The organism is Paenibacillus sp. GYB004, assembly GCF_036577605.1.
GTDB classification, from domain to species: domain Bacteria; phylum Bacillota; class Bacilli; order Paenibacillales; family NBRC-103111; genus Paenibacillus_AB; species Paenibacillus_AB oceani.
In genome coordinates this window covers 362,193-381,289 of the sequence record NZ_JARBDB010000047.1, presented here as the reverse complement: position 1 = coordinate 381,289, position 19,097 = coordinate 362,193, and the positions used below count along the sequence as shown (strand labels likewise).

The following is a 19,097-nucleotide window of genomic DNA, read 5'->3' as shown; positions in this document are numbered from 1 at the left end:
GGATGGCCGCGAGCCGAATCGATCATACGTTCGACTAAAAACCGGAAACATTGTACACTATTCTAGTATCGCACCTCTGCCGCTCGAATGGCGGCAACGATTCATTCAAAGGATGATGGCGGTTATGAGCATGTCGCTTCATAATAAAATTGTGGAATCCATGTGCGGCCGGATGGCCTACCATAAAGGAAAAGCCGACTTCCAGTCGGGGAAAGTGTCCGTCGTTCGGTACCAGCCCGGGCAATTGTTCGAAGCGGTCGTAACGGACAAAGGCCGAAGCGAAGTATCCGTCAGGCTGGACGATCCGTCCGGAACGATTGCGGCAAGCTGCTCCTGCCCAACGCTCGGCTCTTACCGCAAACATTGCAAACATATCGCGGCCGCGCTGCTGTGCCTGATCGAGATCCAGCGCAGCGACCGGCCCGAGTCCACTGCGGATGCAGACGGCTTGCAGCCGCAAGTGCAGAACCTACTTACCGGAACGCCCCGCGAAGAAGCCCGGCTGGTCGAGAGCATGCTCGGGCTGTTCCGCACACAGCCGGCACGATCCGCCGGCAGCGGGCTGCTGCATGATCCGAGGGAGCCGCTCCATGTCGAGTTTATATGTACGCTGCTTCCCTACGGCTACCGGAAACAGCTTTTCGGCATCGAGATGAAAGTGGGGCCGGAACGGCTTTATATCGTTCAGAGAATGAGGGAATTTCTTGAACAGCTCGATAAGGGGAAATCGTATCCGTTCGCTAAACTGTTCACGTACGATCCGGAGATCCACCGGTTCAAAAAAGAAGACGAGTCGATCATCCGGCAATTAACCGATATTGCCAAAAACGAGCAACTGTATCGGGATTCGAACGTATTCCCCGTCCGCAGCAAGCACCAGACAGACCGGACCTTGCTCCTCCCTCCGCTCTCCTGGGACAGTCTGCTGCCGCTCCTGACCCGTGCGGAGACGTCCGTGCTTATTGAACATCCCGACGGTTCCGTCCATCCGCTGCAGCTGTCCGATGAGCCGGTGCCGCTGCACTTTGACTTCCGGCAGACCGGAAACGGGAATCACGCCTACGAGCTGGAAGTAACGGGCTTGGACGACGTTACCGTTCTGGAATCCTATGGGATTGTTCTTACAAACGGCAAGCTGCTGCAGCTGCCGTCCGAATCATGCAGCCGGCTATCCGGGCTAAAGCAGATGTTCGGCGACGCCGGCAGACGGCAGCTTCCCTTGTCTCCGGTTCAGCTGGAATCGATGATGGACAGAGCCGTACCCGGCTTAATGAAGCTCGGCCGCGTTCAGATTGCGGAAGCCGTATCCGAGAAGTTCGTAAAGACGCCGTTGAAAGCGAGCTTGTACCTGGATCGGGTGAAGGAGAAGATGCTGGCCGCCCTGGAATTCCATTACGGGGACATTACGATCAACCCGCTGGAGTCATGGTCGGCCAAACGAAGCTCCGACCGGATTCTGGTGCGGGACGGCGAGTTGGAGCGCCAAATCCTCGAGCTAATGGAGCAGTCGTCCTTCGTCCAGACGGAAAGCGGCTACCGGATGGACGACGAGGACGGCGAGTACGATTTCCTGGTTCATACCGTGCCCCGGCTTGAAAAGCTGGTTAAAGTGTATGCCACCTCCAACGTGAAGGAACGGATCTATCCGGTTCATGTTCCGCCCAAGATTACAGTGGATGTCAATGACAAAGTCGACTGGTTGGAGGCGCGGTTCGATATTGAAACGATTCCCGAAGCGGAAATCCGTAAAGTGCTCCAGTCGCTGGAGGAGAAACGCCGGTATCACAAAATGCCGGATGGGGCTTTGCTGCCGCTTGAATCCGAGGAATTTCAGGAAATCGTGCGCTGCATGAACGAGCTCGGCGTCCGGATGGGAGAGGCGGACGGTACGACCTTCCGGCTGCCGGTCGTTCGCGGTCTCCAGTTGATGGACACCGACCGGCAGAGCCATGCGGTTCGTCTGGGCAAAACGCTCCGGCGCCTTCTTACACACATGCGCAATCCGGACCATCTGGACTTCCCGGTGCCGGACAACCTCGCCCCCGTGCTGCGGGATTACCAGCACTACGGATATCAGTGGCTGAGGACGCTGGCCCATTACCGTTTCGGCGGCATATTGGCCGACGAGATGGGGCTCGGCAAGACGGTTCAGGCGATCGCCTTCCTCGTCTCGATGCTGCCCGAGATCCGGGCTCAGGAGCTGCCGGCGATCATCGTCTGCCCCGCTTCGCTCGTGTACAACTGGCATAACGAGCTGCACAAGTTCGCTCCGGACATCCGGGCGGCAATCGCCGACGGCAGCAAAGCGGAGCGGAACAAGTTTTGGAAAAACGCAACAGGTCTGGACGTGATCATTACCTCCTACCCGCTGCTGCGCAGAGATATCGAGGCGTACACGATGCGGTCGTTTCATACGCTGATTTTGGACGAAGCCCAATTTTTCAAAAACCACACGACCCAGACGGCGCATGCGGTCAAACAGCTGCAAGCCCCCTACCGGTTCGCACTGACCGGAACGCCTGTCGAGAACCGGCTGGAGGAGCTGTGGACGTTGTACGATGTCGTATTTCCGGGCTTGTTCGCGGGAAGAAAGGCGTTCAACGAGCTTTCCCGCAGCACGGTAGCCAAGAAGATCCGCCCCTTCCTGCTCCGCCGGCTGAAGAGCGACGTACTAACGGAGCTTCCGGAGAAAATCGAAACGCTGCATACGTCGGAACTGCAGCCCGAGCAGAAAAAGCTGTATGCCGCTTATTTGGCGAAACTCCAGAAGGAAGCTTTGAAGCATCTGAGCGAAGCCAGTTTTCACAAAAACCGGATCAAAATATTAGCGGGCTTAACACGGCTTCGCCAGCTGTGCTGCCACCCTGCGCTGTTCGTGGAAAACTACAACGGCTCTTCGGCCAAATTCGAGCAGCTCTTGGACATTGTGGAGGAATGCCAAAGCGCGGGCAAACGGGTCCTGCTGTTCTCCCAGTTTACGGAGATGCTCGGACTGATCGGGCGGGAGATTGGGGCGCGGGGGATTCCGTTCTTTTATCTCGACGGCTCGACTCCGCCTGCCGAGCGCGTCGAGCTGTGCGGCCGCTTCAACGAAGGAGAACGCGATCTGTTCCTCATCTCACTGAAGGCCGGCGGCACCGGGCTGAATCTGACCGGAGCGGACACCGTCGTTCTGTATGATCTGTGGTGGAATCCCGCTGTGGAACAGCAGGCAGCCGACCGCGCCCACCGGATCGGGCAGAAAAAAGTGGTGCAGATCATCCGGCTGCTCGCCCAAGGCACCGTGGAAGAGAAAATGTACGACCTCCAGCAAAAAAAGCTGCATCTGATCGAGGATGTCATTCGGCCGGGGCAGGAAGCTTTGTCGTCGTTTACGGAGGCGGATATCCGGGAGCTGCTTTTGCTTGGATAAAACAAAACCGTCCGGTACAAGTTGAAGTCCGGACGGTTCTTGATGTGCAAACCCATACCTATGCGCATCGAAGGGAATGGGTACCTTCGCTCCAGCCGCTCGCTAAAGTCGTTGTTGTCTTCATGCGGCGGTATGGCTAACGAACCTAGCATTCGTTATCGGAACCGAATGCGGACGTTTGAATTTGTAACGAACTCTTGTATGGTTATACCTCGCAAATCGGATCGTTTTTTTCCGCTTTCGGTTCGATAACGATACCCGGATTCGTTACGTCTGAAATAACATCGTTTTTCAGCCATAAGAACGATACGATTCGTTAGTCATCGGACCTGAGTATACGTTCTCTAATGCCAAGTAAGGGGAACCCCTCCCATATGGGGATGTCGGGGACGAATAGAGGCGGTTTGCACCCCTTATTTCAACCAACTGGCCGGCTCTGCACCGTTCTCGTCGATTTTAACAACCCCAAACCGCTCTTATTTCCCCGTCCAAGCGGATTTCGGACAAAATAGAGGGTACAAATCGCCCTTATTCGTCTTCCTCCGAGTCCACATGCTCCACGAGCCGGTCCAGCCGTGCCGTCTGATGACCGTAATCGTACATGGCCGCAGCAACGATAAACAGCCGCAAAGCCCCTTCCCGTTCTTCGGCGTAACCGTCCGTAGCGTGCTTCATGAACAGATCGTTCGCCTCTACGACCGAATCCGATTTCCAGCTCTCCGGCTTCAGCTTGTCTTCGAACTTAAGCAGCACATGCTCATGGAACTTGATCAGCTTCTCCATGTGCCGGTCGTACCTTTTGTTCATATCATCCGTCCGGTCGGCCTGGAAAAAATGCTCCTCCACCGCCTCCAGCACCTCGTAGCCTTTTTGCAGCGTATACAGCATCTGCTTGTAGACGACGAGCTGGCGCGTCTGCCGGTATTTGGCGCGCTTCAGCTTTTTGACTTCCTCTTCAATCAGCTTGTACTTGCCGCTCAGCGAATTCAGGCTGTCCGCGAGTCCCTGCTTCTGGCTGCGGAACACTTTCTCCTTCATCTCGTCGGATACCGCTGTCCGCAGCAGCAGCGACAGCTTGCCGAACACCGTATGAACCTGGTCGGTAAATTGCTCTTTCGGTTTTGGCGGTAAAAAGACGATATTGATGGCAAACGCCGATACAATTCCGATCATGCTCAGCAAAAAACGGTTCAACGCAAATCCCCATTGCCCCGATGCATCCATCACCGCAACGACCGTGACCAGCGTCAGGCCGATCGTCTCTTCCATCTTCAGCTTAATACACAGCATGATGACCAGGATACAGACGACCCCGATCGCGATCGGTTCCTTTGAAAAATAAGTGCCGGCCAGCATCGCGATCACGGCTCCTAGCGTATTCGTCTGCACCTGCTCCAGAAAATAGCGCCAAGACCGGTAGATCGAAGGCTGTACGGCGAAAATCGCGGCGATGGCGGCAATAACAGGGGGAGAAAACTGCAGCCATGTACTGATGTATAAGGCCAAGGTGACGGCAATTCCCGTCTTGAGCATACGTGCTCCGAATGTCATGGTAATGGCGTCTTCTCCTCCTTGTTGAATGGGCAATTGTAGTCAGGAGCCGACAACAACAAGCGTCATTCGATTCTGATAACAAGGAAATTATACATTCGGGAGGAGGACGTTTCAACAGGAGAGGCCTGAGCCTCCTGCTTTAGGACGGACTGATCTGCGTCTCCGCGAGAACCGCCGGAGAAGCGATCCTCTCCAGCAGCCTGCCGCCGTACGCCCGATCGAGCTTCAGCTCCGGCATATGAATGTAGCCGATATAGCAGTCGCAGCATTTCATCCGGCAAGCGCGTTGTTCGGACAACCCTTCCAGTCCGTCCCGGTACAGATGTCCGATCACTTGCCGGTCTTTGTAGCAGCGCTTCACGATCCCCGGCCCCTGAACATAAAAAACGCTGTTGCCCGTTTCACATGGTTTACCCATACTGTCGTAATCCGACACATTGTAGTCGAACAGCGGATCGATCGTACGCAGGAAGATCAGGTCTTCGGCGGAGTAATAGTCTTTCTTGTCTTTGTACGCATTGACCCACAGATAGACATCGTCCGGCAAAGCCTGGCGCAGCGACCGGATCGCCCCGAAGGCGCTGCGCACGCCTACCGAGCCTACGCTGAACGGAATGTTCCGGCGGTGCAGCTGCATGCACTGGTCGAGAAAGTTCGCTTCCTTCGTCTGCCCCGGGTGATACGTAACCCAGAAGGCGGCCTTGTCTCGATTGAGCTTCTCCGTCCAATCGAGCTTGGCGGACAAATTCGTCTGGATCGCCACTTTCTCTACATGATCCAGATGGGACAGCTCGGTGATCGCCTCCCGGTACCACCGGTGAATCAGCGCTTCGCCGTAAGGGTTGAAGAACACCGACAGCCGGTCGCCTTTCCCGGCCCGTCCGCGTACCCAGTCGACAAACTGCATGACTTGATCGCGGTCTCTGGCCAGCGTTGCCCGGGTATCGATATTTTTGCTGAACGGACAATACGGACAATCATAGTTGCAGGAGGTCAGGCTGCCCCGGAAGTACAAGGTCGCCTTCATACCAGCACGTATCCTTCCATCCGCTTCCGCACCTCCGGGGAGATGAACCAGTCGCCGATCGCGTCGGAATACGCCATCCCTTCGTCCGTCAGCCGGAATACGTTTCGTTCGAGTACGGCCAGCCCGGCACGCTGCAGCCGTTCCAGCTCAGGGTGATCGTCCAGCGTTCGGCTCCCGAACCGGTTCTCGTAAGCCCCCAGATCCAGCCCCTCGCGATGCAGGACGGCCTTCAATATATATCTCCGCTTCTGCTCGGCCTCGGACAACACGAACCCGTAATCCGCCGTATCGTAACGCTCCGCCGCGACGTAATCGGCTATGATGCTTGCCGTCGCCCGGCGGCTGACCCCGTAGCGGGAAGCGTAATGCACCGATCGGGTATAGGATCGGGCGCCGCAGCCAAGCCCGACCATTCCTTCCTCCTGACAGCCGTAAGACAGCACCGTTTTGTCGGAAACGGCTTCGGGCTTTGCGAATCTGCGCATCGAATACTGGGTGTAGCCTTCCGCCAGCAGTTTCTCCCTCGCCGCCCCGTAACAGGCCATCCGGATATCTTCGCCGCTGTTTCGCACATCCTCCGGCTTCACGATCGTATGGTCCCGCGTATATAAAGGATAAATAAACAGCTCCTCAGGAGCGTATTGAAGTGCACGGTCCAGCGAGTACAGCCAGGAATCGACCGTCTGGCCGGGAAGACCGTAGATCAGATCGACATTCAGGATTGGAAACTGTTCCCTCTTCAGCAGCTCCAGCGCGCGTTCCGCTTCCGCCGGGCCTTGCGGCCGATATACGGCTGCGGCTTCCGACTCGACGAAGCTTTGAATACCCATGCTTACCCGGTCGACCTGCCGCTGCTTCAAAATTCGCAGCCGCTCCGCCGTAACTGTCTCGGGCGAAGTTTCAACAGAGATGGACGCTTGCTGCGGATTCAGCCCCATCACGTTTTCGGCGATATCAAACAGCCTCTCCAGCAGACGCGGCTCCAGCAGCGTAGGCGTCCCCCCGCCGATCGCAAACCGGGCGAACGGCTTATGGCCGACGAATCGGGCCCATTGAACCGCTTGTCTGTGCAGCGCATCTACGTAAGTCTCGTGGACGTCCGCCCGTTTGTCCGGCAGCGTGAACAAATTGCAGAAGCCGCATCTCGCCCCGCAGAACGGGATATGCATATACAGAAAGAAGCTCTCCGCCGGCTCGTCCCGCCACAGCTCCGGCAAAGACCGCTTCGGTTCCAGCTCCGAGTAAGCCGTCTTATGTGGGTACGAATATAAATAAGACCGGTAAGGATCGGAGATCAACCTCTCCTTCCAGCCGCGGATCTCATCCGGACCGCCGCCTGCGCTTCCCGAGCGGGCAGCAAAAGATTCGAACAAAAGGGCCACATCCTTTCCGGGTAATGGTGCAAGCAGTCATCTATACATATAATGGAAGTTAGTAGTTGCCGGCTGTATGAAACCATTGACGCTTACAGCACGAACTCGCGGTACGGCACGTTCCAGACGACCTCGTGGGCTAGCCGGTGTCCCTCATAACCATCCTCGCCGTAAGCGGTGCCGTGGTCGGAGAATGCGAGGCAAAAAACCGGCCTTTCCCGGCAACGCATCGCCTCGAATAGCCGGCCCAATTGCCCGTCCACGTAACGAAGCGCGGCGCGCTGCGTATCTACGGAGTCTTTCTTTGCCCCCGGAACAAAGTAATGATTCGGCCCGTGAATGGCGGACACGTTGAGAAACAGAAACAGCTTCTCCTCCATCCCCGCGCGCTCCAGCAGCTTCAGGGCGTGATTGACCTGATGTTCCGTGGACCTGGGGTTCGTCACGCCGAAGGTCATGCGCCAATAGCTTTCCTGGAAATAACCGGGCAGCACTTTGGCTAAGGGCACCTTCTTCGTAAAAAAGATCACTCCGCCGATGCAGATCGTCCGGTAGCCTTCCGCCTTGAGCCCGGAGACGATGTCCGGCGTATCGAACAGCCACGTATTCGGGTGAGTGGGCAAGCCGGTATGTTTGGAGTGGAACAGCCGGATATGGTCTTTTTTGTTCGTTGTCGCCGGTGTAGGCAGAAATCCGCCGAAAAAAGCATGATGCGCCGCATAGGTGAAACTGCCGGGGGTATGACGCTTCTCCCAGGACCCGCCTCCGCACAAATTCGGACAATGGTTCTCCTCCAGTACGGCGGCGTCGTATCGCAGCGTATCCAGCGTAATCATTAAAATGTCGTGGCTGCCGACGATGTCATTCATGTTGATCAATACTCGTTCTTCCTCTCTGCCGGTTCGAACCGTTCCTTGCCCATCGGGGAAAGCGGCGAAAATGTCTCCCTCAGCCGGCGCATCTCCCATTCGTACGGATCGCAGCCGTTGTATTCGACGCGGTACAGCAAATCGCCGAAGGGATTTACATCCGCTATGTAAGGTTTCTTCGATCGGCTATCAAGCAGCACATCGACACCGGCCACCGTAGAGCCGTCAAACGCAGCCAGCGCCCGCTCCGCACAATCCTTCACCGTATCTTGTTCACTGGAAATTAATCCGACCTCGTCCAGCGTTTTTCTTTGGCTTCGCAAATGCAGATTCGTAATCGGAGTCGGACTGACACGGGCGATCCGATGACAAGCTTCCCCGTCTACGACAAGCTGACGGATATCGTAGGAATGTCCCATGTACGCCGCTTTGGCGATCCATTGCTCGATATGAGCTCCGTGCGCCAGCAGCCAATTAATGATGGACCGGATCTCCTGTCTCCCGGTATACCGGCGCAGCTTCACTGCGTTGTAATAAGCCGGCGGCCGGGTATTGTAGGATTCCACGCCGATCGTCGTTACCGCCAGCTCGGCGCCTGTGACCGGATTGGTCTGATAAGCGATCACGCCGCAAGCGCCTGATCCCGCAGCCAATTTAATAAATAAGCGGTGCAGCCGGCATTGGCTCATCATTTCGCGGAGCGCTTCGTAATCCGGCAGTTGCTCGGGGGGAGCGAGCCGTCTGGGAACGGGGACGTTCACAGCCGTTAATACACGGTGCGTGTACCGTTTGTCGAACATGGCGGCAATATCGTCCGGGGCATTCATCCACCGTCCGTGCGGCCACAGTTCCTTCGCCCTCTTCTCCACCATCGCAAGCAGACGGCCGTAGCCGCGAAACCATTGGGACGGATGGTACAGCCGTCCCCGCTGCTCTTGAATCGACAGCGCCGCCTTGACCGGCAGCGGCTGCGGGTCGTTCCATGCCCCGTAGGGCAGCAGCCGGTCGTCGGCAAGCTCGGCTGGCGCATCCGGGGCTCCGAGAGCGATGAGCTCACGCTCCACCTCGAACAGCTCGCCGGGCGCGTCCAGGCGCAGCACCGGAGAGCGGTTGCCTCGAAGCTCCGCCAGCTCGGCCGTTTGCTCCAGCGACGTACGGCCGCGAAGCAGATCAAGATAAGGAACGACGACGGCCGGCGGCATTCCGAGTTTTCGGCGGGCCTCCTGCAATCCTTCCGTGCGCCGGTTGCCGGGATTGCCGATTAGGATCAAACGGTCCATCTTACTCGGTCAAAGCCGGGAAGCGATAGTCTTCATCGTCGTCAGCTTCCTGCTGGTCGCTCGTATTAACGTTCAGACCCGACTGTTTCCACATCAGCATCATCTTATCGGACATAAAGTGGTAGCTAAGGTCCAGATGTTGCAGCTTTTTCACTTTTTCGCTTTGCAAAAGCGCCTCTGCCCCTTTGTCCGACAGCGTGCCCATTGACAGATCGAGCGTATGCAGCTGGTCGAGAATCGGCGCGTCGGCAACCGCGATCGCGATTTCATCCTGAATCTCGCTGTCTTTCAGGCCCAGATAAGTAAGCTTCGGGAATTTCCCCGGTTCGATTAACGGCAGGATCGTATCCAGCGATCCGTCGAAGCCGTAGTTGTCGACCCCTAAGTAAAGCTCAAGCTTGTTCAACTGCGGAAATGATCCGTTGCTTATGCTCGTTATGACGTCCGAGCCGAGACCTCCGCAGATGATGACCAGCTCCTCCAGCTTCTCGTGTCGGGCCGGGTCGAGCGCCAATCCGCTGCTTCCTTTGATCGTCAGCGACGTCAGCTCCGGATAGGCGGCCAGGACCGGTCCGATATTCGATTGCATGATCCAGGACACTTCGCACTCTTCATACCCCATGTCGCCGATAAACAGTTTGCGGAGCTTCGGAAAGCGGCCGTTTAAACGAACCAAAGTCTCCACGATATCGCTAGAATCGTTCTCGTAAGAGCCGCCCCAATCGCCGATAACCAGACTGGTCAGACCCGCAGCTTCCGGGCTGTTCGCCAATTGCTCGAGCAGTTCGGTCATTTTCACGTTTTCTTCATATTGGTCGTAATCGATCGTTAGTTTTACTTCGGACATTTGCAGTTTCCTCCCTGCCCATTATGGGTATCGTTATATATTAATACTAGTCGCAGTTATAAATCCACTACCAATTCGCCTATATTTTAGGAAGATTAGTAGGACTGCGGGGCTAGGAACGGATACTGCGGCAAGCCGGCAATCAGCGGGAATGGCTCAGCATCCATTCGTACAACTCCGGATTCTCGTACGTCTCGGCCCAGGCATTATGTTTCGCTTCGGGATACACCGTAAAGCGTACATCAGATCCGCACGCCTGAAGCTGCTCGACCATTCGTTCGGACTCCTCGATCAGCACGATCGTATCTTGGGCCCCGTGAAACGCCCATACCGGCGTTTTTGCCAAAAGCTTCGCCCGGTACGGATCTCCGCCCCCGCAAATCGGCGCGATCGCGGCGAATTTGTCCGGATAGTCGCAGGCGAGATTCCACGTGCCGTATCCGCCCATACTGAGTCCGGTCAGGTAGATCCGTTTGTCGTCGACGTTATAGTTGGCCGTGATTTCGTCCAGGAGCGCCATCACTCCGTCCTGCTTTTGGTGCCAATAAGCGTTTTTGGGGCATTGCGGCGATACGGCGATGAACGGGAAGGACGGATCGCGTTCCGCCAGCATCGGGATGCCGTGTATTTTTACTTTCTCGATATCGTCTCCCCGCTCGCCGGCGCCGTGCAGAAACAGGATCAGCGGCCAGCGCTCGGACGATTCGGGATCATACGATTGCGGCAAGTGCAATAAATATTGAAGCTGGATCGGCTTGGTTATTTGTTTTTCCAAACGGTTTACGGTTTGACTCATTTTGGTTTGCCTGCCTTTCTTCTGGAACGTTCCAGTTATCGATTTAGTTGCTCTCCGTCCGGTACGAGGCTCTGCAGGCAGCGCCTTCGCCCGGAGCGTGGATGCGGTATACCGCTGTATTTCTTGAATTGTTTGCTGAAAAAGTAAATATCCGAATACCCCAGCGTCTCGGAACCTATTCACGATTCAAGCAGCATGTAGTTCCTCAGCACCGCATCGTCCCATACCTGCACTTCGATATACCGTTCCGGCCCGCCCTTGCCGTCCGGATTCCACTGCTGAGGCAACCCGTGCCGGGCGATGAGTTCTTCGATCTCCCGCTTCGTGTAGACGTTCTCCCTGTACGGTTTGCCGTCCTTATAGCGCATCGTCGGGAATAAATCTCCGTAGGTGAAGCTGATCGAGCTTTCTGCAAACTCGCCTAAGGGAATGCGGATTTCCCGCCCGTCTCTATACCATTCCTTGATCCATGCACATTCTCCAACGGTCATATAGTGGGGATAAGAAAGAACCGGCATTCCGCCTTTCTGAATAAACATCGCCCTGGCCTTTGCTTCCAGCTCCCGGCGAATGTCCATATAGCCGTCCGGGCGGCGGCTGGCGAACAAGTCGGAGTCTTTTCTCAGCTCCTCCATGATCAGCCGGGCCTCTGAGCGGTTCAAACCGGATAAGTTCCGGAACGGTCCCCGCTCAGCTTCATAATAATGATACAGTTCCATACGATTACCGTCCCTGCAAGGCTCTCTCTTTCATGCTATCCTGATAAGAGCCCTATTGTTGGCAGTTCTTGCCTGCTGAATTCATTCGATGCAGGGGGGAGCGATTCCTTCTGCGAACGTACGATCTTGAATATTTACAACAATGGGCCGGATACGGGGATGCAGGAACCGTCTCTCGGATCATTGCTTATGACGGGCCGACTTGTTGTTTCGCCGGGCCGCCCATCGTACAGTTCCCCCCGCGGCCAGAAGCAGGAGCCCGAGCCCGCCGGTCGCCCACGGATACAGAACGGGAAACCATAACGAAGGCCACACATGCAACATATTCGATCGGTAGCCGAATGAAATCGGCGATGCCGATGACTGTTGAATGTACTTCACCCGAATCGGATCGTCCGCCCGTTCGCCGTACTCGAACCGATCCTCCCGGACTTGACCGTCCGCAGCGATGGAGAGCACCCGCCATGCCAGTGACGGCACATGAAAATCTCCAATCTCCGATATACGCTGTACGAGTACAAGCTGATCGCGGTCGCGGTGCCGGACGGTCAGCATTCCAAAATAACCGTGATACCGGTTCTCATCCAAAAAGTAAGGCCTCACCTCAACCGGGTCGGATACGCTCCAATCGTTCTGATTGATCGTAATCCGCAGCGGCGAGCGGCTGCGGCTATCCGAACTGAGCTCACCCGGCGCGGTTTCGTCCTCGATTCGAATCACTTGGTTTTCCCACGTGTATTCCCTCGTATACCGGACCGTTTCCGAAGCGGCATTCTCCATATACCTGTAGTAGTCAACGTATGACAGCGGCTCGCGGCTTTCGCCGGCTGCTTCTACCCGATTCCGGACGGAGATGCGGGTTACAGGTATGGGAACGCCTCTACCTAATATTTCGACTTTGCCCAATTCAAGAAAATTCACATAAATCCGATCGATGTCAGCTTGCTGCCTCACCTTTCGTTCCAAAAACAACTCTTGACCCATCAAATAAAGCGGCCAAGCCGAAAACAACAGCAAGACGGCTCCCGCAAGAATAAGCCCTAACCCCTTCACGCCCATGTCGGTACCCGTTCCTCTCTGTTTGTGGTATCCGCAGATTGCGTCCTCTGCACCTATCATCGTATCCAGGTGTGCGGGATTGTTGTAGTTCCAACTTTTGTAGAACCCGAACGCCTCATGCCTCCGTCGCAAGTGCTTGATTTTAGGAGACGATATGGTAAACTTTCCCTAAGTCGCTTATTTTCGGGGAACCTGACCTGATCCTGCTGCGACTTTCGGGCTATCATAATTGCGGCGTATAAACGCTTCAACATTCTAAATTACAGAGAAGGCGGTGGTACACATCTTGTATCGGGTAGTTGGCGTCCGATTCAAGCCGGCCGGTAAAATTTATTATTTTGACCCCGCAGGCAGCGAATTCGGGGTACACGCTAACGTAATCGTGGAAACCTCGCATGGAGTCGAATTCGGAACGGTCGTGCTTCCTTCCAAAGACGTGAAGGAACGCGATATCGTCCAACCGTTAAGGAAGATCATTCGGATAGCGACGAACGACGACTATGCCCGGATGAAGGGAAACAGCGTCGAGGCCATGCAGGATTTGGCCTCTTTAACCGATAGATTCAAGCAATTAAAGATGAAGCTGCTTCAGATCGAATATACGTTCGACCGCAGTAAAATGTATTTTTATTATACGGCGGAAGGCCGGGTCGATTTTCGGGAGCTGGTCAAATATTTGGTTAGCCTGTACCGGCGTACGCGGGTGGAATTAAGACAGGTGGGCGTCAGGGATGAAGCGAAGCTAATAGGAGGAATCGGGCCGTGCGGCCGTATACTGTGCTGCTCGACCTTTCTGGGCGAATTCGAGCCCGTGTCGATTAAGATGGCCAAGGATCAGAAGCTGTCTCTCAATCCTGTCAAGCTATCCGGTTTATGCGGACGATTAATGTGCTGTCTCCGCTTCGAGACCCACAACTATGAGAGCGGGAAATCCGGCTTCCCTTCCCCTGGCGGTACAATCACGACCGCTTACGGCCAAGTGAAGGTCGTTGCCGTCCGTCCGGAGACGAATAAGATCGTGGTTCAATCTCCATCCAGACCGGCTCCGATCGAGCTGGATCTGGATGATCCTGATATTAGCTGGTAACGAACAAATAACGGGGGTTGTCCGGATCTCGTATTCGGGCAGCCCTCTTTATTCATGACAGGCCGCTCGTATCCTTTAACCCGTCGTACCCTCTTTTCTGCTCGCCTCTACGAACATGATCCACATATCGGCTAAAATCAAAATCTTTATCGAATAAAGCCAACCAATCCTCCATCACAAAGTAGTGGTTGTCGGTAGCCGTATCGAGCACGGCCAGGCTGGCCGGCTGAACGGTCCTGCGTTCCCCGTCCTCTCTCAAATTCACCAATACGTTAAGTCCCATATAGGTCGTACAGCCATATACTCTCGGACCGATCCTATGATGATAGTGTCCCGCCATTACATACTTGGGCTGCAGCCTTTTCACAAGGTCCGATATGAGCAAGGAGCCCTGGGTCTCTCCATAATAATTCGTCCCTACTCCGTATGGAGCGTCGTGGGTTACCAATATATCGATTTCTCCAATCCCCCGACTGTCCAACTGCTTATGGGCTTCGACTGCGATCGACCTTCGATCCGGCTCCTTGGTTTGAATCCCGCCTAGAAATGCGAGGGTCGTCCGACCGACAGCCATCGCATGGTAAACCCTTCCATGAATATCTCCGATAAATCCGATTAAAATGGTCAACACATCCTTTCCTGGCTATAAAAATGATCCAGCTGAAACCGCATGCCAAAAAACCTCTCACAACGAAAATGTGTCGTCGGAGAGGCCGCTGCGCAAATGCTCGTATAACAATACCGTTCGTTGGAGCGGTTCGATGCCAAGCTCCTGCTTCAATTGTTTCGTAAATTTCTCATAATGACGGATCATCGACAATCTGTCGCCCAATCTGGCGTAATATCGGATCATCAGCTCGTTGATATCGTCCAGAAACGGATTTTTGTCCGTAATCTTGCGCAGACATTCGATAGCTTGCAAATACGATTGCACACCGGCATAATAGGCGGCCATTCGTTTCAGCAGGCTGATGTATCGCTCCCGGTATCGTTCCTGCAGCTGCATCGCCCAAAAATAGCCGTCTTCCTCCAGATAATCTCCGCGGTACAAGGAGACGGCCCGCACCATTTTTGCAATCGATGCCGCATCGACCGGCTGCTCGCCTTCGCATACTTTGGAAAACTCGGCCGCATCGCAGCCGATGCTCGCCACGTCGAGCCGGTATCCGTTCTGCTCGGATTGCAGCAGCCGCTCGAGCCCCATGGCGCTCAGCTTTTTCCGAAGCGTGTAGATGCAAGTATACAAATACGCCCGGGACTGATCGATATGATCCTGCCCCCACAGCGCATCGAGTATTTTCTCCTTCTGGACCCACTCGTTGCCATTATGGACCAGAAACGCCGCCAGTTCGCGCTCTTTGGTCGTCCGCCACTTGACGGCTCCGCCCGGCTCATTGTCCCGTAGCCAATCGAATCGGCCGAAGCAGCGGATGCCTTCGCCTGCTCCGCCGCTTTTCACAGCAGGTCCGGCCGATTGGCGCCGTCTGGCTGCAAGTTTCGCTAGTGTGGCGCCGATCCGGTCAGGGGAGGCGGGCTTCAGCACGTAATCGACCGCATGGCGTTCGAAGGCTTCAAGCGCATATTGATGGTAGGCGGTTACAAACACGATGTCGGTCGAGGGACTGATTTCCACAATATGACCGGAAAACTCCAGACCGTTAATGTCAGGCATCTCGATATCAAGAAAGACGACGTCGATCGGCTCCGATCCGAGCTGCTCAAGCGCATCCATCGGATTCGTGTACACGCCCGCCAGCTCGACGCTTCCGCTGCCGGTCAGAAGTCTCTTCATCCAGTCCAGTGCCGGCAGCTCGTCGTCGATAATGATCGTTCTCAGCATGCTTTCCCCTCCAAGCAATCACTTGCAAGACTGCCGGCCGCCTGCCCCGCCGGACGGCGTCTGATCCGGCACAATCAAATCTCGATGTCGACTACGATGCTGTCCACTCTGCCAATTTCACGGATATAGGCCGCCACTTCCTGATGCAGCGGATGAGGCCCGTAGTTTTCGAGAGCGGCACGATTTTCGAAGCGCACGGTTAGCGCCAGCTGGTAGCCCTGATGTTTGCCGGTGAAGCTGATGCCGGCCTGGATATCGGCAATTCCCGGCATCTTCCCCTGCAGCGCCTTGAACCGGGTTACGACTTCTTCCAGCTGCTCCCGGGAGGTTGATTCTCCGAATTTGACTAAGACGATATGATCGATCATGAGAGGGTCCTCCTTCCTGATTCAGCTATATTCCAATATACCATTTGTTCGTCTGTTAAACCAACCCCGCTCCTTGGTTTTACACGGTATAACAGCGGTCGTCCTGGTACAGTCGTTCTATTTTGGCGTCAGGGAATACCCGTTCGATATACAGGCAGACGGGCAAATAAATCATCGGTTTCCCTGTCGCGAATCTCGCCTCGCTGGCTCCGTGCTCCCGGATCAGCAGCTCGCAGATAACCCGCGCGCTTCGCACGTCGTCCCGGACATAGCTCTCCACCTTCTGCTGCAGATAGGGCGGCAAGCTCTGCACCGAAATGGCGGAAGCTGCGGATACCGGCTCCGCCTGCTGCCCGGGCTGCTCCGGCTCTTCCTCCGTCTCCTCGAACCAGCTGAACAGATCGTCGACCTTCTCTTTCTCCTTCACTTCCCGGCGGGACACGCCGGTCCCGGAAGGAGGCGTCGCTTGCGGCAGCGGCGGCAATATTTTCGGCTTCAGTCCTTCGGACCGCAACTGGCGAAGTTTCCGGATGTGTCTTTCCAGTAAAGGCAGCCCAAGCTTCTGATGCATCCGGATCTCTTCGGGAAGCGAAGCCGGCGGGTTGGCCAGCAATTCCGGTTCGGGCTTCCAGCCGCTTCGGATCTTGATTAGGATCTCATCCAGCTCATAGTCGATCGCATCGAAGCCCTGCTTAATAGCCGTCACGATGGAAGCGTCGATGCCGAGATGCTCCTTCAGATGCTCGATCCCGAACTTTTTCTCTTCGCCCGTGACCTTATGGGTTACATGATGCTGGTATCTCAAGGGCCTCCCGCATTCGCAGCGCAAGTCCGGAGTGACGGCTCCCGCATCGATATAGCCGGTATACAGCCAATCGTCCAGCAGCACTTCGATCGTTTCCGGGTCCGCGTGCTCGGGGATATGATACCCTTTCTCCCTGGCCATCTCATTGGCAAATACGGTACGGCGGCTTCGGACCATCTGCTCCGACAAATAATGCCGCTGCTCCGCATTTAATTCCGCCAATAACATTTCTCTGTCCTGAACGGATAAAATCATCCGCAATCCCTCCCTGCGTCCAGTTTCTATTGTACTTGATCCGCCGGTCGGTTTTCGACGTTTTTTTTACAAGCCACCCAAACGCAGCGTCTCCTCCTCGATCCGCCCGGGCTCGATCCGCTCGAACAAATGACCGAGATCGCCTATCGTCCGGCCGGCCGGAGAGGTCACCGGTTCCCAGCTCGGCGGCTCCAGCGACAGAAACGTTCGAATCCGGTCGCACGAGAAAGGTAAAAAAGGCTGCAGGACGTTTGCCAAATTCGCAATGATAAAGACGCAGGTGAATATCGTATCGTTACAGCCGGACCTGTTTTCTTTCCACTCGGCCCAAGGCTTTCGCTCATCATAATATTTGTTGGCGGCGCGGACGGTTGCGAATATGATTTCCAGAGCTTCTTTCAGGTTCCCGCTGCCGATCCGCTCCCCGGCCTCCCGGTATAACGACCCGATCCGGCCGGACCAGTCTGCCGGAACTTGGCCTGCAGGCACGGTCCCCTCCATCAATTTCGCTATGAAAGCAAGCGTCCGGTTGACGAAATTGCCGAAAGCGCCCAGCAGCTCGCCGTTATGGCTGTGGATAAACTCTCTCCACGAAAAATCCGAATCGCGCTTCTCCGGCCCGTTGGCAAGGAGGAAGTACCGGATGGAGTCCGGGTGATAGCGGCTCAGCAAGTAAGGAACCCAGACGGCCCAGCCGCGGCTGGTCGAAAACTTTTTCCCTTCAAGGGTCATATATTCGCAGGAAACGATCCGATCGGGCAGATGAAGCCCGCCGGCTCCGAGCAGCAGCGCTGGCCAGATAATCGTATGGAACGGCACGTTGTCTTTGCCGTGGACGTAATAGGCGGTAATCTCTTCCCCGTCGTCCGCCCAGAACGATTCCCAATCGCCGCCTGTCTCGGCCGCCCACTGCCTGCTCGCCGACAAATAACCGCATACCGCTTCGATCCATACATAAATTTTCTTCCCCTCGAACCCGTCCAGCGGCACGTCGACGCCCCAGTCGAGATCCCGGGTCACCGCCCGGTCGAGCAGCCCTTCCTTCAAGTAACGCTGCGTCAGCTGCACTGCGTTGTCCTTCCAGCCTTGAGCACGTTCCGCATAGCGGGCCAGCGCTTCCTGGAACCGGGAAAGAGCGAGATAGTAATGCTCGGTCTCCCTCTCAATCGGCGGATTTCCGCACAATTTGCACGTTTTGCCGATCAGATCGGCAGGATCGAGAATCGTGGAGCACGCTTCGCATTGATCGCCCCGCGCACGCTGCCCGCATACCGGACATTCCCCCTCCACGTAGCGGTCCGGCAGAAACCTTTCGTCGGTCTCGCAATACGTCTGCGACACGGTCTTTTTGTACAGATGTCCGTTCTCCAGCAGCTTCAGGAACAGCTCCTGGACGACCTGATGATGAAAGCGATCGTCGGTTCGGGTGTAGAGATCGTACGTAAAGCCGAGCCGCTCGAAGCAATCGAGAAATTCCCGGTGATACCGGTCCGCGATCCGGTCTGGAGTGACGCCTTCCTGATTCGCTTGCACGGCGACCGGCGTGCCGTGGCAGTCGCTTCCCGACACATAGAGCACCCGCTCCCCTTTTGCCCGGTAATACCTTGCCAGCACATCCCCGGGTAACAAGCTCGCCAGCCGGCCGAGGTGCAGCGAACCGTTGGCATAAGGCCATGCGCCGCCGATAAATACATTTGCCATCCTAACTACCTCCTTTTTGTGTAAAAACGACAAAAAACTCTCATCCCCAAAGGGACGAGAGTTGGACTCACGCGTTACCACCCAATTTTATTAATGCCTCGCGGC

At 55.7% G+C, this 19,097-nt stretch carries 16 protein-coding genes and 1 other annotated feature (1 of these 17 only partly in view); of the genes, 2 read left to right on the top strand and 14 right to left on the bottom strand.

Annotation, left to right across the window (positions count from 1 at the left end; all coding sequences use genetic code 11):
• Positions 1–124 precede the first annotated feature (124 nt).
• Positions 125–3,412: a DEAD/DEAH box helicase gene (locus PV433_RS20320; RefSeq protein WP_332073880.1), complete on the top strand. Its 3,288-nt coding sequence runs from the start codon at positions 125–127 to the stop codon at positions 3,410–3,412.
• A gap of 528 nt (positions 3,413–3,940) precedes the next feature.
• Here PV433_RS20320 and PV433_RS20315 read toward each other — a convergent pair.
• The 9 genes from PV433_RS20315 to PV433_RS20275 all read right to left on the bottom strand — a co-directional run bounded on the left by PV433_RS20315 (position 3,941) and on the right by PV433_RS20275 (position 12,936).
• The gene (locus PV433_RS20315; protein WP_332073879.1) at positions 3,941–4,963 is read right to left on the bottom strand and encodes an FUSC family protein; all 1,023 of its coding nucleotides are present in this window, start codon (positions 4,961–4,963) and stop codon (positions 3,941–3,943) included.
• Between the two features lie 142 nt (positions 4,964–5,105).
• A complete protein-coding gene (locus PV433_RS20310) occupies positions 5,106–5,993 on the bottom strand; it encodes an STM4011 family radical SAM protein (protein ID WP_332073878.1) in 888 nt (295 codons plus the stop codon).
• The gene (locus PV433_RS20305; RefSeq protein WP_442951551.1) at positions 5,990–7,366 is read right to left on the bottom strand and encodes an STM4012 family radical SAM protein; all 1,377 of its coding nucleotides are present in this window, start codon (positions 7,364–7,366) and stop codon (positions 5,990–5,992) included. Before PV433_RS20305 ends, PV433_RS20310 begins: the two co-directional genes overlap by 4 nt.
• A 92-nt stretch (positions 7,367–7,458) precedes the next feature.
• Positions 7,459–8,244, bottom strand: coding sequence for an STM4013/SEN3800 family hydrolase (locus PV433_RS20300; protein ID WP_332073877.1), 786 nt, complete (start codon positions 8,242–8,244; stop codon positions 7,459–7,461).
• Positions 8,241–9,515 (bottom strand): STM4014 family protein, encoded by a 1,275-nt coding sequence (locus tag PV433_RS20295; RefSeq protein WP_332073875.1) that lies wholly within the window; start codon positions 9,513–9,515, stop codon positions 8,241–8,243. The genes PV433_RS20300 and PV433_RS20295 overlap by 4 nt, the downstream gene beginning before the upstream one ends.
• A gap of 1 nt (position 9,516) precedes the next feature.
• Positions 9,517–10,362: an STM4015 family protein gene (locus PV433_RS20290; RefSeq protein WP_332073874.1), complete on the bottom strand. Its 846-nt coding sequence runs from the start codon at positions 10,360–10,362 to the stop codon at positions 9,517–9,519.
• A gap of 142 nt (positions 10,363–10,504) precedes the next feature.
• Positions 10,505–11,158 carry a prolyl oligopeptidase family serine peptidase gene (locus PV433_RS20285; RefSeq protein ID WP_332073873.1) on the bottom strand — a complete coding sequence of 218 codons (654 nt, stop codon included), beginning with the start codon at positions 11,156–11,158 and terminating at the stop codon, positions 10,505–10,507.
• 179 nt (positions 11,159–11,337) lie between these two features.
• Positions 11,338–11,877 (bottom strand): hypothetical protein, encoded by a 540-nt coding sequence (locus PV433_RS20280; RefSeq protein ID WP_332073872.1) that lies wholly within the window; start codon positions 11,875–11,877, stop codon positions 11,338–11,340.
• A gap of 180 nt (positions 11,878–12,057) precedes the next feature.
• Positions 12,058–12,936, bottom strand: a complete 879-nt coding sequence (locus tag PV433_RS20275) for a hypothetical protein (protein WP_332073871.1) — start codon at positions 12,934–12,936, stop codon at positions 12,058–12,060.
• 286 nt (positions 12,937–13,222) lie between these two features.
• Between PV433_RS20275 and PV433_RS20270 the strand changes: the two genes are divergently transcribed.
• Positions 13,223–14,023: a PSP1 domain-containing protein gene (locus PV433_RS20270; RefSeq protein WP_332073870.1), complete on the top strand. Its 801-nt coding sequence runs from the start codon at positions 13,223–13,225 to the stop codon at positions 14,021–14,023.
• 52 nt (positions 14,024–14,075) lie between these two features.
• On the opposite strand, the gene PV433_RS20265 is transcribed toward PV433_RS20270, so the two are convergent.
• The 5 genes from PV433_RS20265 to metG form a co-directional block, all read right to left on the bottom strand.
• Positions 14,076–14,651 (bottom strand): metallophosphoesterase family protein, encoded by a 576-nt coding sequence (locus PV433_RS20265; protein WP_332073868.1) that lies wholly within the window; start codon positions 14,649–14,651, stop codon positions 14,076–14,078.
• Positions 14,652–14,708: 57 nt separating this feature from the next.
• A complete protein-coding gene (locus tag PV433_RS20260) occupies positions 14,709–15,863 on the bottom strand; it encodes a response regulator (RefSeq protein WP_332073866.1) in 1,155 nt (384 codons plus the stop codon).
• Between the two features lie 74 nt (positions 15,864–15,937).
• Positions 15,938–16,231 carry a Dabb family protein gene (locus PV433_RS20255; protein WP_332073865.1) on the bottom strand — a complete coding sequence of 98 codons (294 nt, stop codon included), beginning with the start codon at positions 16,229–16,231 and terminating at the stop codon, positions 15,938–15,940.
• Positions 16,232–16,310: 79 nt separating this feature from the next.
• Positions 16,311–17,291, bottom strand: a complete 981-nt coding sequence (locus PV433_RS20250; RefSeq protein ID WP_332073864.1) for a DUF3895 domain-containing protein — start codon at positions 17,289–17,291, stop codon at positions 16,311–16,313.
• Between the two features lie 66 nt (positions 17,292–17,357).
• The gene (gene metG / locus PV433_RS20245) at positions 17,358–18,992 is read right to left on the bottom strand and encodes a methionine--tRNA ligase (protein WP_332073863.1); all 1,635 of its coding nucleotides are present in this window, start codon (positions 18,990–18,992) and stop codon (positions 17,358–17,360) included.
• Between the two features lie 47 nt (positions 18,993–19,039).
• Positions 19,040–19,097 (bottom strand) — a binding site (T-box leader) (it continues 214 nt past the right edge of the window).